Raw genomic sequence first — 16,799 nt, forward strand, 5'->3', positions numbered from 1 at the left:
TCCGGCCCCGCCCTTCCCCCCGAGCCCCCGCTCCGAGCCCCCGCTTTCGTTGCCCCCACACACCCTTTCAGGCTCTTCAACGTCTGGTGTGCCCTTGATGTACAGAGGCGAAACCGCGCGGTTGCGAGGGTTCACGAAGTGAGATAGCGGCGGCGGGTAGAGTGCGACGGCGTGCACCTCAAAGCCCTGACCCTGCGAGGCTTCAAGTCGTTCGCCTCGGCGACCACGCTCCGGTTCGAACCGGGCATCACCTGCGTCGTCGGTCCGAACGGCTCGGGCAAGTCCAATGTCGTGGACGCGCTCAGCTGGGTGATGGGCGAGCAGGGCGCCAAGTCGCTGCGCGGCGGCAAGATGGAGGACGTCATCTTCGCCGGCACCACCGGCCGCCCGCCGCTGGGCCGCGCCGAGGTGTCCCTGACCATCGACAACTCCGACGGCGCCCTGCCGATCGAGTACGCCGAGGTCACCATCACGCGGATCATGTTCCGCAACGGCGGCAGCGAGTACCAGATCAACGGCGACACCTGCCGGCTGCTGGACATCCAGGAACTGCTGTCCGACTCCGGCATCGGCCGCGAGATGCACGTCATCGTCGGCCAGGGCCAGCTCGACTCCGTCCTGCACGCCGACCCGATGGGCCGCCGGGCCTTCATCGAGGAGGCGGCGGGCGTCCTCAAGCACCGCAAGCGCAAGGAGAAGGCGCTGCGGAAACTGGACGCGATGCAGGCCAACCTCGCCCGCGTCCAGGACCTCACCGACGAACTGCGCCGCCAGCTCAAACCGCTGGGCCGCCAGGCGGCCGTCGCCCGCCGCGCCGCCGTCATCCAGGCCGACCTGCGCGACGCCCGCCTGCGCCTGCTCGCCGACGACCTCGTACGCCTCCAGGAGGCACTGAGGGCCGAGGTCGCCGACGAGGCCGCGCTGAAGGAGCGCAAGGAGCACGCCGAGGCCGAACTCCGCCGGGCCCTCCAGCGCGAAGCGCTCCTGGAGGACGAGGTCCGCCGCCTCACCCCGCGCCTGACCCGCGCCCAGCAGACCTGGTACGAGCTGTCCCAGCTCGCCGAACGCGTCCGCGGCACCGTCTCCCTCGCCGACGCCCGCGTCAAGAGCGCGACCTCCGCGCCCGTCGAGGAACGGCGCGGACGCGACCCCGAGGACCTGGAGCGCGAGGCCGCCCGCGTCCGCGAGCAGGAAGCCGAACTGGAAGCGGCCCTGGAGGCCGCCGAACGGGCCCTCGACGACACCGTCGCCCACCGCTCCGAGCTCGAACGCGAACTCGCCGCCGAGGAACGCCGCCTGAAGGACGCCGCCCGCGCCATCGCCGACCGCCGCGAGGGCCTGGCCCGGCTCAGCGGCCAGGTGAACGCCGCCCGCTCCCGCGCCGCCTCCGCCCAGGCCGAGATCGACCGCCTGGCCACCGCCCGCGACGAGGCCCGGGAACGCGCCGTGCACGCCCAGGAGGAGTACGAGGCGCTCAAGGCCGAGGTCGACGGCCTCGACGCCGAGGACCACGAACTCGCCGACCGCCACGACAGCGCGAAGGCCGCGCTGGCCGACGCCGACGCCGCGCTCGCGGCCGCCCGCCAGGTCGCCACCGCCGCCGAACGCGAACGGGCCGCGACCCGGGCCCGGCACGACGCCCTCGCGCTCGGCCTGCGCCGCAAGGACGGCACCGGCGCCCTGCTCGACGCCCGCGACCGGCTCACCGGGCTGCTCGGCCCGGCCGCGGAACTCCTCACCATCACCCCCGGCCACGAGATCCCGCTCGCGGCGGCCCTCGGCGCCGCCGCCGACGCCCTCGCGGTCACGAACCCCGCCGCCGCCGCGGAAGCCCTGCGCCTGCTGCGCAAACAGGACGCGGGCCGCGCCGCCCTCCTGCTCACCGGCGCACCCGAGGAGCCCGGCACCGCCCCCGGCCCCGGCACGGACGGCCTGCCCGCCGGGCAGCGCCGCGCCGCCGATCTCGTGCGCGGCCCTGCCGACCTCATGCCCGCCGTCCGCAGACTGCTGCGCGGCGTCGTCGTGGTCGGCACCCTGGAGGACGCCGAGGACCTCGTCCACGCCCGCCCCCACCTCACCGCCGTCACCGCGGAGGGCGATCTGCTCGGGGCGCACTTCGCGCAGGGAGGCTCGGCCGGGGCGCCCAGCCTGCTCGAAGTCCAGGCGTCCGTGGACGAGGCCGCGGCCGACCTCGCCGACCTCGAACTGCGCTGCGCCGGGTCGGCCGAGGCCGAGCGGCTGGCCGGTGAGCGGCGCGAGGAGTGCGCCGCGCTCGTCGAGGAACTGGGCGAACGCCGCCGCGCCGCCGACCGCGAGAAGTCCGCCGTCGCCCAGCGGCTCGGCCGGCTCGCCGGCCAGGCACGCGGGGCCGCCGGGGAGGCCGAGCGGTCCACGGCCGCCGCCGCCCGCGCCCAGGAGGCCCTGGACCGGGCCCGCCAGGAGGCGGAGGAACTCGCCGAACGGCTCGCCGTGGCCGAGGAGGGGCCGGTCGAGGAGGAACCCGACACCTACACGCGCGACCGCCTCGCCGCGGACGGCGCCAACGCCCGGCAGACCGAGATGGAGGCCCGCCTCCAGGTCCGTACGCACGAGGAACGCGTCAAGTCCCTGTCCGGCCGGGCCGACTCCCTGGACCGGGCCGCCCGCGCCGAACGCGAGGCACGCGCGCGTGCCGAGCGGCGGCAGGCCCGGCTGCGCCACGAGGCGGCCGTCGCCGCCGCCGTCGCGGCCGGTGCCCGCCAGTTGCTGGCGCACGTCGAGGTCTCGCTGACCCGCGCGGAGCGGGAGCGGAGCGCGGCCGAGGCCGCCAAGGCCCTGCGGGAGCAGGAGCTGACCGCCGCCCGCGCCGCCGGCCGCGACCTGAAGGCCGAACTCGACAAGCTGACCGACTCGGTCCACCGCGGCGAGGTGCTCGGCGCCGAGAAGCGGCTGCGCATCGAGCAGCTGGAGGCCAGGGCGCTGGAGGAGCTGGGCGTGGAACCGGCGGGCCTGGCGGCGGAGTACGGGCCGCACCAGCCGGTGCCGCCCTCGCCGCCCGCCGAGGGGGAGGAGCTGCCCGAGGACCCCGCGCACCCGCGCAACCGGCCCCGCCCCTTCGTCCGCGCCGAGCAGGAGAAGCGGCTGCGCGCGGCGGAGCGCGCCTACCAGCAGCTCGGCAAGGTCAATCCGCTGGCCCTGGAGGAGTTCGCGGCGCTGGAGGAGCGGCACAAGTTCCTCAGCGAGCAGCTGGAGGACCTGAAGAAGACCCGCGCCGACCTGCTCCAGGTGGTCAAGGAGGTCGACGAGCGGGTCGAGCAGGTCTTCACCGAGGCGTACCGGGACACCGCACGCGAGTTCGAGGGCGTCTTCGGGCGGCTCTTCCCGGGCGGCGAGGGCCGGCTCGTGCTGACCGACCCGGACAACATGCTCACCACGGGCGTGGACGTCGAGGCGCGCCCGCCGGGCAAGAAGGTCAAGCGGCTCTCCCTGCTCTCCGGCGGCGAGCGGTCGCTGACGGCGGTGGCGCTGCTGGTGTCCATCTTCAAGGCCCGGCCCAGCCCCTTCTATGTGATGGACGAGGTCGAGGCGGCCCTCGACGACACCAACCTCCAGCGGCTCATCCGCATCATGCAGGAGCTCCAGGAGGCGTCCCAGCTCATCGTGATCACGCACCAGAAGCGCACGATGGAGGTGGCCGACGCCCTCTACGGCGTCTCCATGCAGGGCGACGGCGTCTCCAAGGTGATCAGCCAGCGGCTGCGTTAGAGCTGTCCGGCCCCGGCGGGCTGTCCGGCCCCGGACGGGCGGCCGCGTGCCGCCGCGACTTCGGGGTAGTCGGAGCATGTCCCGCCAGTTGATTTCAAAGCTTGAACACAGATCGTCCGGCGGGCCGGTCAATTTCACAACAGACCGACTATTGACTTCGAGAGTTGAAGGCATAGTCTCTGCAACGTTGCTTTCGCCTCCAGGTCTCAAGACCTGGAGGGGCTGACCCCACCCCGGCAGCGTTGCCGGTGTGCCCGAGGAGTACACGTGACCAGCACAGCGCAGGCGCCGACGCCAGGAGCCGGTACGGCCCACCCCGATCATCTCGGGCATGTCATCTTCATCGCGGCGGCGGCCGCCATGGGCGGGTTCCTGTTCGGCTACGACAGCTCCGTGATCAACGGCGCCGTCGAGGCCATCCGGGGGCCGCTACGACATCGGCTCCGCCGCGCTGGCCCAGGTCATCGCCATCGCGCTGATCGGCTGCGCCATCGGCGCCGCCACCGCGGGCCGGATCGCCGACCGCATCGGCCGTATCCGCTGCATGCAGATCGCCGCGGGGCTCTTCACCGTCAGCGCCGTCGGCTCGGCCCTGCCCTTCGCCCTGTGGGACCTGGCCCTGTGGCGCATCATCGGCGGCTTCGCCATCGGCATGGCCTCCGTCATCGGCCCCGCCTACATCGCCGAGGTGGCCCCGCCCGCCTACCGCGGCCGGCTCGGCTCCTTCCAGCAGGCCGCGATCGTCGTCGGCATCGCCATCTCGCAGCTGGTCAACTGGGGCCTGCTGAACGCCGCCGGCGGCGACCAGCGCGGCAAGCTGATGGGCCTGGAGGCATGGCAGGTCATGCTCGGTGTGATGGGTGATCCCGGCCGTCCTGTACGGCCTGCTCTCCTTCGCCATCCCCGAGTCCCCGCGCTTCCTGGTCTCCGTGGGCAAGCGCGAGCGCGCCAAGGAGATCCTCGAAGAGGTCGAGGGCAAGGACGTGGACTTCGACGCGCGCATCGCCGAGATCGAGCACGCCATGCACCGCGAGGAGAAGTCGTCCTTCAAGGACCTGCTCGGCGGCGGTTTCTTCTTCAAGCCGATCGTCTGGATCGGCATCGGCCTGTCGGTCTTCCAGCAGTTCGTCGGCATCAACGTCGCGTTCTACTACTCCTCGACGCTGTGGCAGTCGGTCGGCGTCGACCCGACGCAGTCGTTCTTCTACTCCTTCACCACGTCGATCATCAACATCATCGGCACCGTGATCGCGATGATCTTCGTCGACCGCATCGGCCGCAAGCCGCTCGCGCTCATCGGCTCGGCCGGCATGGTCGTCGGACTCGCCCTGGAGGCATGGGCCTTCTCCTACCACCTGGTCGACGGCAAGCTGCCCGCCACCCAGGGCTGGGTGGCCCTGGTCGCCGCCCACGTCTTCGTCCTCTTCTTCGCCCTGTCCTGGGGCGTGGTCGTGTGGGTCTTCCTCGGCGAGATGTTCCCGAACCGGATCCGCGCCGCCGCCCTGGGCGTGGCCGCCTCCGCCCAGTGGATCGCCAACTGGGCCATCACCGCGAGCTTCCCGTCGCTGGCCGACTGGAACCTCTCCGGCACGTACGTGATCTACACGGTCTTCGCCGCGCTCTCCATCCCGTTCGTGCTGAAGTTCGTCAAGGAGACCAAGGGCAAGTCCCTGGAGGAGATGGGCTGAGCCGCCCCGCCCGACAGGCCCCCGATCCCGAGGAGACGGGCCAAGTCCCCGCTGCCGTCTCCTCGTACCGTCCGCCGCCCCGGTCAGCTTTCCGCCGGACCGGGGCGGCGGTGTCGCGTCCTGGGCCGGGGGGCTCGGTGCCTTCGCCGGTGGCGGGGCGTCGGGGCGTACGGGCCGGGACGTACGGAGGGTGCGGCGCCCGGCTCCGGGCACGGAGCGCGCACGACGCTTCCGTGACCGTCACACCGCCGCCCCGCGTGCACGCCACCCCACCGGGATGCCCCCGGGCCGACGGGAAGACGCCGACGGGAAGACAACGTCCCCTCCACCGATTCCGGACGGTGAAGGGGACGGGACGAGCCGATGCGGGGCATGACCTGGCTGACGGCTGACGGCTGACGGCCGAAGGGTCTAGGCGGACTGCCGCTCCCGCCGGCCGGCGGACTCCGCGCCCGCCGGGGCCGGGGCCTGGGCCGCCGGGACCACCGCCGGCTTGGGCAGGGCCAGGTACAGCAGACCGGAGATCACGATGGTGGCGACCCAGCCGAGGCCGTACTCGCCGACGACGTTGTTGTGGGCCAGCGGGCCGGTGAACCAGTCGGAGGTGGTGAACATCAGGCCGGCGGCCAGGCCGATCGCCCAGGAGGCGACAGCGGCGGGGGAGAAGCCGCCCCTGTACCAGTAGGCGCTGGTGCGCGTGGTGTCGGCCATGGCCGCGCCGTCGTACTCGGTGCGCCGCAGCATGTCCGCGCCGAAGACGCCCACCCACGCGGAGAAGGCCACCGCGAGCAGCGACAGGAAGGCGATGAAGGAGCCCATGAAGCTCGTCGCCACCAGCATCAGCACCCCGCCGAAGGCCAGCGAGATCACGGCGTTGACCGAGACCGCCCAGTGCCGCGGCACCTTGAAGCCGAGGGTCTGCGCGGTGAAGCCCGCCGAGTACATCGACATCGAGTTGATCAGCAGCATGCCGATCAGCGCGATCAGCAGATACGGCACCGCGATCCAGGTCGGCAGGATCTCGCCGAGGAAGGAGACCGGGTCGGAGGCCGAGGCCAGGTCGGGCGTGGAGACCGCCATCACCGCGCCCATGAGCACCATCGGCAGGACGACGATCCCGGCACCGCCCACCGAGGTGCCGACGATCGCCCTGGAGGAGGCGGTGCGCGGCAGATAGCGGGTGAAGTCCGGCGCGGTCGGGATCCAGCTGACGCCGCCCGCCGCGATCATGCCGATGCCGGTGATCACCGCGGCCGTGGAGCCCGCGGAGTGCGCGAACACCTTCGACCAGTCGGTGTCCACGATCAGATAGACCAGCACCAGCACGGAGAAGAGGCCGAAGAGGTAGGTCGCGTACTTGTTGCACTTCTGCACGGCGCCGATGCCGAGCCCGGAGATCGCGAAGGTGGCGACGACGAAGGCCAGCAGCGTCACCAGGTCCAGCACGCTGTCGGCCGTCAGGCCGAACACGATGTCCAGGATGCTGAGCATCGCGTAGGCGCCGGTCACCGCGTTGATCGTCTCCCAGCCCCAGCGGGCGACCCAGATCAGCGAACCGGGCAGCAGGTTGCCGCGCTGCCCGAAGACCGCGCGGGACAGCGCCATGCCGGGCGCTCCGCCGCGCTTGCCGGAGATGCCGATCAGTCCGACCAGACCGTAGGAGACGACGGGCGCGGCGACGGCCACGACGAGCGCCTGCCACAGATTGAGGTGGTACGCCACGACGAGGCTCGCGCCCATCGTGAGCAGCAGCACGCTGATGTTGGCGCCGACCCAGGTGGGGAACAGCTCGCGGGTCCTGCCGGTGCGCTCGTGATCGGGCACCTGTTCGATGCCGCGGGTTTCCAGGGCGCCTTCGACCTCGGCGGTCTTGCTCATGGGGAAGGTCCGTGCCTCGTTCGTGGGGGAGTGTCTGTGTGTGCGTGTGGGGGGAGGGGCGCACTCCGTGCTCGGGAGGGGAGTGGCGGGTGCCGTCCGCAGGCGGCGACGTCCGGGACTCTACGCGTGTTGACCCGCGCTCCACCATCGTACTTTGATACTACTCGCGTCTTTAGGTGGCGTTTGTCTCTTGGGGGAACCCACAAACGGCCTGTGGCCGGGACCCATGGCCGATACTGGACGCGTTATGGAAACCATCATCCTTGCTGTAGTCATCGCCGTGGTGGTGCTCGGCGCGCTCGGCGGGCTCGTCGTCGGAAGCCGGCGCCGCAAACCGCTGCCCCCGCCACCGCCCGGCCCGCCCGACATCACCGCCGCCCCGCCGGCCGAACCCCACGTCGGCGAGGAGGCCGAGACGCCGCGCGAGGAGCCGCGGCGGACCATCGAGGAGGTGGACCTTCCGGGCGGCTCGGCCCCCACCGCCGTGGAGGAGCCGCCCGTCGTCGAGGAGCTGCCGGCTCCCGAGATCGAGGTCCCGGAGCCCACCGCCGGCCGTCTGGTCCGGCTGCGCGCCCGCCTCTCCCGGTCGCAGAACGCCCTGGGCAAGGGCCTGCTCACCCTGCTGTCCCGCGAGCACCTGGACGAGGACACCTGGGAGGAGATCGAGGACACCCTGCTGACCGCCGACGTCGGCGTCCAGCCCACCCAGGAGCTGGTCGAGCGGCTGCGCGAGCGCGTCCGCGTGCTCGGCACCCGCACCCCCGAGGAGCTGCGCGCCCTGCTGCGCGAGGAGCTGCTCACCCTGGTCGGCCGCGACCTGGACCGCGCCGTGCGGACCGAGCCGCCCGCCGGCGGCCCCGGCATCGTGATGGTCGTCGGCGTCAACGGCACCGGCAAGACCACCACCACCGGCAAGCTCGCCCGCGTCCTGGTCGCCGACGGCCGCAGCGTGGTGCTCGGCGCCGCCGACACCTTCCGCGCCGCCGCCGCGGACCAGCTCCAGACCTGGGGCGAGCGGGTCGGCGCGCACACCGTGCGCGGCCCGGAGGCCGGCGACCCCGCCTCCGTGGCCTTCGACGCGGTCAAGGAGGGCAAGGAGCTGGGCGCCGACGTGGTGCTCATCGACACCGCCGGCCGCCTGCACACCAAGACCGGCCTCATGGACGAGCTGGGCAAGGTCAAGCGGGTCGTCGAGAAGCACGCCCCGCTGGACGAGGTGCTGCTCGTGCTCGACGCCACGACCGGCCAGAACGGCCTGGTCCAGGCCCGGGTCTTCGCCGAGGTCGTCGACATCAGCGGCATCGTGCTCACCAAGCTCGACGGCACCGCCAAGGGCGGCATCGTGGTCGCGGTCCAGCGCGAGCTGGGCGTCCCGGTCAAGCTGATCGGTCTCGGTGAGGGCGCGGACGACCTGGCGCCCTTCGAGCCGGAGGCGTTCGTCGACGCCCTGATCGGCGACTGACGGGCGACGCGACCGCGGTCGGCCGACCGCCCCGCGCCCGGCAGCGGCGCCCGCCCCCGGACTCCGGTGGGGACGGGCGCCGCCGCCGTACCGGAGGGGCCGCCCGGCGCGGATCACAGCGCCAGCAGACCGGCCGCCGTCTCCCGGAAGCCGCAGGCGTCGAGGTAGAAGGGGCGCAGCCGGGCCTCGTAGTCGACATGCAGCCACGCGCACCCGGCGGCACGCGCCCGCCGGGCCGCCGTCGCCACCAGCTCCGCCCCGACCCCGTGCGACCGGTGCTCCCGGGCCACCACCGTGTCCAGCACGAACGCGTGCTCGCCGCCGTCCCAGGCGACATTGACGAAACCGATCAGCCGGCCCTCCGACCGGGCGCACACCCAGCCGAGACTGTGCCGCAGCAGCCGCGCCCGCCACCCGGTCCGCCCGACGGGATGCCCGAACCCCTCCGCGTGCAGCGCTTCGAGCGCGGCGTCCTCGAACTCACCGCGCCACTCGTACGTGATTGTCTCGTCCGTGATCGGCATGCCGCGATCGTACGAGCGCGCCCGCCCGCTCCTCCGGGCGAGCGCGGCCCCGCCCCGGGCTACCCCCGGAAGCGGTGCGCCACGTACGCCAGCGTGCCGAGCAGCAGCCGGGCCTCCGGCGGGTCGGCCGTGTCCAGGGCGGGGGAGCGCAGCCAGCGGACCGGACCGAGGCCCGCGCGGTCGGAGGGCGGGGCCGTGAGGTACGTACCCGGACCCAGGCCACGCAGGTCGAGGCCGGCGGGATCGTCCCAGCCCATGCGGTAGAGCAGGCCGGGCAGCTCGGCGGCGGCGCCGGGGGCCACGAAGAAGTGGACCCGGCCGTCCGGGGCCGCCGTCACCGGGCCGAGGGGCAGCCCCATGCGCTCCATCCGGGCCAGCGCCCGCCGCCCGACGGGCTCGGCGACCTCGATCGCGTCGAACGCGCGCCCGACCGCCAGCATCACCGCTGCGCCCGGCAGCTCGGCCCACGCCGCGCTCACCTCGTCCAGGGTCGCCCCGGCCGGGATCGGCGGCGCGAACTCCAGGGGATGCGCGCCCGGGGCCGGGCAGTCGAGCCGGCCGCACGAGCAGGCGCCGCCCGCGGCCCGCGCGCCCCGCACCACGTCCCAGCCCCACAGCCCGGTGTACTCGGCCACCGCGGTGCACTCGGACGAGCGGAACGACCGGCCGCGCCGCCGCGCGCCGGAGCGGATCTCGCGAATGCCGCCGATCGTGAACCCCATACCCCCTCCAACGGGCCCGTCCCCTCGATGGTTACGAGTGGATGCGGAACGTGACGTTCTGTTCCCACCGGTTCCCCGGCCGCGCCCGGACCGGGCGGCGCCCGGATGTGACGGAGGTGGTGCGTGGGGCGGCATGCGCCTGGCGGTGCATCGCTCCACCCGCACGCGGTGGTCCCGTGTCAAGTGAATCGCGACGCGGCCACCGAGAGTTCATTCGAAGGGGTGGCGAATGGTGGCGTTTCTGGAATCCCCATGGCCGCGCCCGTGATCGTAGGATTACTGTGAGTGTGCGAGTCCTGGGGGTACACACGCTCGTGGGTATGCCGGAGGCAAGTCGGTATTCCGTTCGAAGGGTGGCAAGCACCGGACGGCGGCCGACGCCGACCGGCATTCTGATAGGGCTTGGCGCACCCGGCGGCAAGTGGTCTCAGGATTGGGGGCGTTCCAGTGAGCGGCAACGGCGGTGGCGGGACGAACTCGGCGGGCGCGGACAAGCGCCCCAACGAGCTGCTCGCCTCGTGGTTCGTGCGCAGCGGCTGGTCCAAGGGCGAACTGGCCCGCCAGGTCAACCGCCGCGCCCGCCAGCTCGGGGCGAACCACATCTCCACCGACACCTCGCGGGTGCGCCGCTGGCTCGACGGGGAGAACCCGCGCGAACCGATCCCGCGGATCCTGTCCGAGCTCTTCTCCGAGCGCTTCGGCTGCGTCGTCCCCGTCGAGGACCTCGGCCTGCGCACGGCCCGCCAGACCCCCTCCGCCACCGGCGTCGACCTGCCCTGGACGGGCCCGCAGACCGTCGCCCTGCTCAGCGAGTTCTCCCGCAGCGACCTGATGCTGGCCCGGCGCGGCTTCCTCGGCAGCGCGCTGGCGCTCTGCGCGGGCCCCTCCCTCATCGAGCCGCTCCAGCGCTGGCTGGTCCCCGCGCCCCCGGCCCCGCTCGCGCCGCCCGAGCAGGCCGCCGCCGCCCGCCGCCCCGGCCGCCTCTCCCGCCCCGAGCTGGAGCTGCTGGAGAGCACCACCGTGATGTTCCGCAAGTGGGACGCCCAGTGCGGCGGCGGCCTGCGCCGCAAGGCCGTCGTCGGCCAGCTCCACGAGGTGACGGACCTCCTCCAGGAGCCCCAGCAGGAGGACACCGCCCGGCGGCTGTTCCGGGTCGCCGCCGAACTGGCCGAGCTGGCCGGCTGGATGAGCTACGACGTCGGGCTCCAGCCCACCGCCCAGAAGTACTTCGTGCTCGCCCTGCACGCCGCCAAGGAGGCCGGCGACAAACCGCTCGGCTCCTACGTGCTGTCCAGCATGAGCCGCCAGATGATCCACCTGGGCCGCCCCGACGACGCCCTGGAGCTGATCCACCTCGCCCAGTACGGCAGCCGGGACTGCGCCGGGCCGCGCACCCAGTCCATGCTGTATGCGATGGAGGCCCGCGCCTACGCCAACATGGGCCAGCCCGGCAAGTGCAAGCGGGCGGTGCGGATGGCCGAGGACACCTTCGCCGACGTCGAGGACTGGGACGAGCCCGACCCCGACTGGATCCGCTTCTTCTCCGAGGCCGAGCTGTACGGCGAGAACTCCCACTCCTTCCGCGACCTCGCCTATGTCGCCGGCCGCAGCCCCACCTACGCGTCCCTGGCCGAACCGCTCATGGACAAGGCCGTCCAGTTGTTCGCCGCGGACGACGAGCACCAGCGCTCCTACGCCCTCAACCTGATCGGCATGGCCACCGTCCACCTCCTCCAGCGCGAACCGGAGCAGAGCACCCGCTACGCCGCGCACGCGATGGACGTGGCCAAGAAGGTCCGCTCCGAGCGCGTCAACACCCGTATCCGCAAGACCGTCGCCAACGCCGTACGCGACTTCGGCGACCTCGGCGAGGTCATCGACCTGACCGAGCAGCTCGCCGCCGAACTGCCCGAGACCGCCGAGGCGGTCTGAGCCCGGCCCGCAGGACCCCTCTCGCACCCCCGGACGGTCCCCCCGCACCACTCGGCCCCCCCGCACCACCTCGGACGACCCCGGCACCGCGCCGGAGGCCCCCGGAACCCCGGCCGCGGCCGGCCCTCCCGAACCGCCCGACTCGGCTCCCCCAAGCCAGGTCATCGGAAGGCCGTCCGCGGCCGGTCCGGCGTCCGCCCGCGGTTCACCGACGCGTAACACTCCAGGCGCCTTCGTCACCCCGGCGAAACAACGAGGGGCACCCGCCGAAACCGCGCTGCGCGAATCTCATGGCGCAGAACCGGCCCACCCCTCACCCCCGGACTCGCTGCCGGGACCGCTCCAGGCTTCGCCCGCACGGGGCCGTACAACCGACGAGGAGACGCCGATGGCACCAGCCATCATGCTTGCGGCGGACGCACCCCGGCTGTCGTCCGCCAACACCGGCTTCATGCTGATCTGCTCCGCCCTGGTCATGCTGATGACCCCGGGCCTCGCCTTCTTCTACGGAGGCATGGTCCGCGTCAAGAGCACCCTGAACATGCTGATGATGAGCTTCGTCAGCCTCGGCATCGTCACCCTCCTGTGGGTGCTCTACGGCTTCTCCCTCGCCTTCGGCACCGACAAGGGCTCCCTCATCGGCTGGAGCTCCGGCTTCGTCGGCTTCAGCGGCATCGGCAAGACGGACCTGTGGCCCGGATACACCGTCCCGGTCTTCGTCTTCGCCGTCTTCCAGCTGATGTTCGCCGTCATCACCCCGGCCCTGATCAGCGGCGCCCTGGCCGACCGGGTGAAGTTCACCGCCTGGTCGCTGTTCGTGGTGCTGTGGGCGACGATCGTCTACTTCCCCGTCGCCCACTGGGTCTGGGGCAGCGGCGGCTGGGCCTTCGACCTCGGCGTCATCGACTTCGCCGGCGGCACCGCCGTCCACATCAACGCGGGCGCCGCCGCTCTCGGCGTGATCCTCGTCATCGGCAGGCGGACCGGCTTCAAGAAGGACCCGATGCGCCCGCACAGCCTGCCCCTGGTCATGCTGGGCGCGGGACTGCTGTGGTTCGGCTGGTTCGGCTTCAACGCGGGCTCCTGGCTCGGCAACGACGACGGCGTCGGCCCGCTGATGTTCGTCAACACCCAGATCGCCACCGCCGCCGCCATGCTCGCCTGGCTGGCCTACGAGAAGATCCGCCACGGCGCCTGCACCACCCTCGGCGCCGCCTCCGGCGCGGTCGCCGGACTCGTCGCCATCACCCCCTCCGGCGGCGCGGTCTCCCCGCTCGGCGCCATCGCCGTCGGCGCGATCGCCGGTGTCCTGTGCGCCATGGCGGTCGGACTGAAGTACCGCTTCGGCTACGACGACTCCCTCGACGTCGTCGGCGTCCACATGGTCGGCGGCATCATCGGCTCCCTCCTGGTCGGCCTCTTCGCCAGCGGCACCGGCCAGTCCGACGTCAAGGGCCTCTTCTACGGCGGCGGTCTGGACCAGTTCTGGAAGCAGTGCGCCGGAGTCTTCGCCGTCCTCGCCTATTCTCTGGTCGCCTCCGCGGTCCTCGCCTTCCTCATCGACCGGACGATCGGGATGCGCGTCACCGAGGACGAGGAGATCTCCGGCATCGACCAGGCCCAGCACGCCGAGACCGCCTACGACTTCAGCGGCGCGGGCGGCGGTGTGGCCGGCGCCGTCACCGCCCTGGCCGCCGCCGCGCAGGGCAGACCGGGCACCCCGAACAAGAAGGTGGACGCATGAAGCTCATCACCGCCGTCGTCAAACCGCACCGCCTCGACGAGATCAAGGAAGCCCTCCAGTCCTTCGGCGTCCACGGGCTCACCGTCACCGAGGCCAGCGGCTACGGCCGCCAGCGCGGGCACACCGAGGTCTACCGCGGCGCCGAGTACACCGTCGACCTGGTCCCCAAGATCCGGATCGAGGTGCTCGCCGAGGACGACGAGGCCGACCAGCTGATCGAAGCCGTCGTCAAGGCGGCCCGTACCGGCAAGATCGGCGACGGGAAGGTCTGGTCCCTGCCCGTCGACACCGTCGTGCGGGTCCGCACCGGCGAACGCGGCCCCGACGCGCTCTGACGGCTTCGGCAGACCCGCCGGTGCGGCCGCTCCGCAGAACACTCCGGACCGGCCGCACCGGCGGGCGATCGAGACAGGAGTCACCGGTGACGAGCAGCAGCAGCGAACCCAGCGAACCCAGCGAACCCAGCGAACCCAGCGACCCCAGCGGCCTCAGCGGCCTCAGCGGCCTCAGCGGCCTCAGCGGCCCCAGCGGCGCGACCGGCCGGACGACCGGAACCGACGGAAGGGGGAAATCCGAGGGAGAGGGCACGACTGCCGGACCAGGCGGGCCCCCGCACCCCGGCGGCTACGCGGCGGCCCGGCTGCGCCTCCTCCAGGAGGAGACACGGTCCGGGCCGCCGCGCCGCACGGCCCTCGCCCGGCTCACCGACGACTGGCTCACCTCCCTGTTCACCGCCGCCGGGGTCCGCACGGGCGCGGCCCTCGTCGCCGTCGGCGGCTACGGCCGCGGCGAACTGTCCCCGCGCAGCGACCTCGATCTGCTCCTGCTGCACGACGGCCGCGACCCCGCGGCCGTCGCCGCCCTCGCCGACCGCCTCTGGTACCCGGTGTGGGACCTCGGCCTGGCCCTCGACCACTCCGTACGCACCCCCGCCGAGGCCCGCCGCACCGCGAACGCCGACCTCAAGGCCCACCTCGGCCTCCTGGACGCCCGCCACCTCGCGGGCGACCGCGGCCTCACCACGGCGCTGCGCACCACCGTCCTCGCCGACTGGCGCAACCAGGCCCCCGCGCGCCTGCCCGAACTCCGGGAGCTGTGCGCCGCGCGCGCCGAACGCCACGGCGAACTGCGCTACCTGCTCGAACCCGACCTGAAGGAGGCGCACGGCGGCCTGCGCGACACCACCGCGCTGCGCGCCGTCGCCGCCTCCTGGCTCGCCGACGCCCCGCGCGAGGGCCTCGCCGACGCCCGCCGCCGCCTCCTCGACGTACGGGACGCGCTCCACCTCACCACCGGCCGCGCCACCGACCGGCTCGACCTCCAGGAACAGGACCAGGTCGCCGCGGAACTGGGCCTGCTCGACGCGGACACCCTGCTGCGCCAGGTGTACGAGGCCGCGGGGGTCGTCGCGTACGCGAGCGAGGTCACCTGGCGCGAAGTGGGGCGCGTGCTCAGGGCGCGCGCCGTACGGCCGCGGCTGCGCGCCCTGCTGGGCGGCGGCAGACCGGCCGCGGAACGGTCCCCGCTCGCCGAAGGGGTGGTGGAACAGGAGGGCGAGGTGGTGCTCGCCCGCACCGCGCGCCCCGAACGCGACCCCGTCCTCCCGCTGCGCGCCGCGGCCGCCGCCGCACAGGCCGGACTCCCGCTCTCCCCGCACGCCGCACGCCGTCTCGCCACCACCACGCGCCCCCTGCCCACGCCCTGGCCCGCCGAGGCCCGCGAGCAGCTCGTCACCCTGCTCGGCTCCGGCCGCCCCCTGGTGCGGGTCTGGGAGGCACTGGAGGCGGAAGGGCTAGTCACCCGGCTCCTGCCCGACTGGGAACGTGTGCGCTGCCGCCCGCAGCGCAACGCCGTCCACCTCTGGACCGTCGACCGCCATCTGATCGAGACCGCCGTCCGCGCCTCGGCGCTCACCCGCCGCGTCGGCCGCCCCGACCTCCTCCTCGTCGCCGCGCTGCTGCACGACATCGGCAAGGGCTGGCCCGGCGACCACGCGACCGCGGGCGCCACCATCGCCGCCGACGTCGCCGCCCGCATCGGCTTCGACCCCGCCGACGCCGCCGTCCTCACCACCCTCGTACGCCACCACCTGCTCCTCGCCGAGACCGCCACCCGGCGCGACCTCGACGACCCGGCCACCATCCGCGCGGTCGCCGACGCCGTCGGCACCCCGGGCACACTCGAACTGCTGCACGCCCTGACCGAGGCGGACGCCCTCGCCACCGGCCCGGCCGCTTGGTCCTCCTGGCGCGGTTCCCTCGTCGCCGACCTGGTCCGCCGGGCCGCGGCGCACCTCGCCGGGCACACCCCCGAGGCCCCCGGGCCCGCCGCCGCCGAACCCACCGCCGAGCAGGAACGGCTCGCCGTCGAGGCCCTGCGCACCGGCGGCCCCGTCCTCGCCCTGCGCGCCCGGACCGAACCTCTCTCGGAGGGGACCGGCGGGGACCCGGCCGGGGCCGGCCCACTGGGCGTGGAACTGCTCATCGCCGTCCCCGACCAGCCCGGCGTCCTGCCCGCCGCCGCCGGGGTGCTCGCCGTGCACCGCCTCACCGTCCGCACCGCCGAGCTGCGCACCGTCGACCTGCCCGGCGCCGTCGGCGACCGCGCCGTGCTGCTGCTGGACTGGCGGGTCGCCGCCGAGTACGGCTCCCTGCCCCAGGCCGCCCGGCTCCGCGCCGACCTGGTCCGGGCCCTGGACGGCTCGCTCGACATCGCGGCGCGCCTCGCCGAACGGGACGCCGCCCAGCCGCGCCGCAAGGGCCTGCTGGCACCCCCGCCCCGGGTGACCCTCGCCCCGGCCGCCTCCCGGCACGCCACGGTGATCGAGGTCCGCGCCCAGGACGCCCCCGGCCTGCTCTTCCGCATCGGCCGTGCCCTGGAGGACGCGAAGGTCCACGTCCGCAGCGCCCACGCCGGCACCCTGGGCGCCAACGCCGTGGACGCCTTCTACGTCACCGGCCCGTCCGGCACCCCGCTGCCGGACGAGGAGGCGGCCGCGGCGGTACGGACGGTGGAGGAGGCGTTGCGGGCACGACCGTGACCCGGTTCTGCCCGGCCGGGATACCCTGGAGGGCGATTCCTTCAGCCATCCCCGACCCCGAGGAC

Annotated in this window: 9 protein-coding genes and 1 pseudogene; 7 read left to right on the top strand and 3 right to left on the bottom strand. The window is 73.5% G+C overall.

What is annotated here, in order from left to right; genetic code table 11:
- Positions 1-171 precede the first annotated feature (171 nt).
- Together smc and R4Z62_RS24375 are read left to right on the top strand one after the other, a co-directional pair.
- Positions 172-3,744 (top strand): chromosome segregation protein SMC, encoded by a 3,573-nt coding sequence (gene smc / locus R4Z62_RS24370; protein ID WP_491520883.1) that lies wholly within the window; start codon positions 172-174, stop codon positions 3,742-3,744.
- Positions 3,745-4,011: 267 nt separating this feature from the next.
- A pseudogene (locus tag R4Z62_RS24375) lies at positions 4,012-5,432 on the top strand (sugar porter family MFS transporter).
- Positions 5,433-5,843: 411 nt separating this feature from the next.
- On the opposite strand, the gene R4Z62_RS24380 reads toward R4Z62_RS24375, so the two are convergent.
- The gene (locus R4Z62_RS24380; RefSeq protein WP_064535459.1) at positions 5,844-7,310 is read right to left on the bottom strand and encodes a cytosine permease; all 1,467 of its coding nucleotides are present in this window, start codon (positions 7,308-7,310) and stop codon (positions 5,844-5,846) included.
- 247 nt (positions 7,311-7,557) lie between these two features.
- On the opposite strand from R4Z62_RS24380, the gene ftsY reads away from it, so the two are divergent.
- On the top strand, positions 7,558-8,772 hold the full coding sequence (gene ftsY, locus R4Z62_RS24385) for a signal recognition particle-docking protein FtsY (protein WP_064535460.1): 1,215 nt from the start codon (positions 7,558-7,560) through the stop codon (positions 8,770-8,772).
- Positions 8,773-8,885: 113 nt separating this feature from the next.
- Here ftsY and R4Z62_RS24390 read toward each other — a convergent pair whose 3' ends face one another.
- On the bottom strand, positions 8,886-9,296 hold the full coding sequence (locus R4Z62_RS24390; protein WP_064535461.1) for a GNAT family N-acetyltransferase: 411 nt from the start codon (positions 9,294-9,296) through the stop codon (positions 8,886-8,888).
- Between the two features lie 59 nt (positions 9,297-9,355).
- Positions 9,356-10,018, bottom strand: a complete 663-nt coding sequence (locus R4Z62_RS24395; RefSeq protein WP_385499281.1) for a bifunctional DNA primase/polymerase — start codon at positions 10,016-10,018, stop codon at positions 9,356-9,358.
- A gap of 447 nt (positions 10,019-10,465) precedes the next feature.
- Here R4Z62_RS24395 and nsdA point away from each other — a divergent pair, with 447 nt between their 5' ends.
- The 4 genes from nsdA to R4Z62_RS24415 all read left to right on the top strand — a co-directional run bounded on the left by nsdA (position 10,466) and on the right by R4Z62_RS24415 (position 16,734).
- Positions 10,466-11,950 (top strand): transcriptional repressor NsdA, encoded by a 1,485-nt coding sequence (gene nsdA, locus R4Z62_RS24400; protein WP_064535463.1) that lies wholly within the window; start codon positions 10,466-10,468, stop codon positions 11,948-11,950.
- A 388-nt stretch (positions 11,951-12,338) separates the two neighbouring features.
- Positions 12,339-13,694 (top strand): ammonium transporter, encoded by a 1,356-nt coding sequence (locus R4Z62_RS24405; protein ID WP_064535464.1) that lies wholly within the window; start codon positions 12,339-12,341, stop codon positions 13,692-13,694.
- Positions 13,691-14,029: a P-II family nitrogen regulator gene (locus R4Z62_RS24410; protein WP_018567940.1), complete on the top strand. Its 339-nt coding sequence runs from the start codon at positions 13,691-13,693 to the stop codon at positions 14,027-14,029. Before R4Z62_RS24405 ends, R4Z62_RS24410 begins: the two co-directional genes overlap by 4 nt.
- 86 nt (positions 14,030-14,115) lie before the next feature.
- The gene (locus R4Z62_RS24415; protein ID WP_491520884.1) at positions 14,116-16,734 is read left to right on the top strand and encodes a [protein-PII] uridylyltransferase; all 2,619 of its coding nucleotides are present in this window, start codon (positions 14,116-14,118) and stop codon (positions 16,732-16,734) included.
- The last annotated feature ends 65 nt before the right edge of the window (positions 16,735-16,799 follow it).

The sequence above is a fragment of the Streptomyces sp. PL-25 genome (assembly GCF_058344915.1).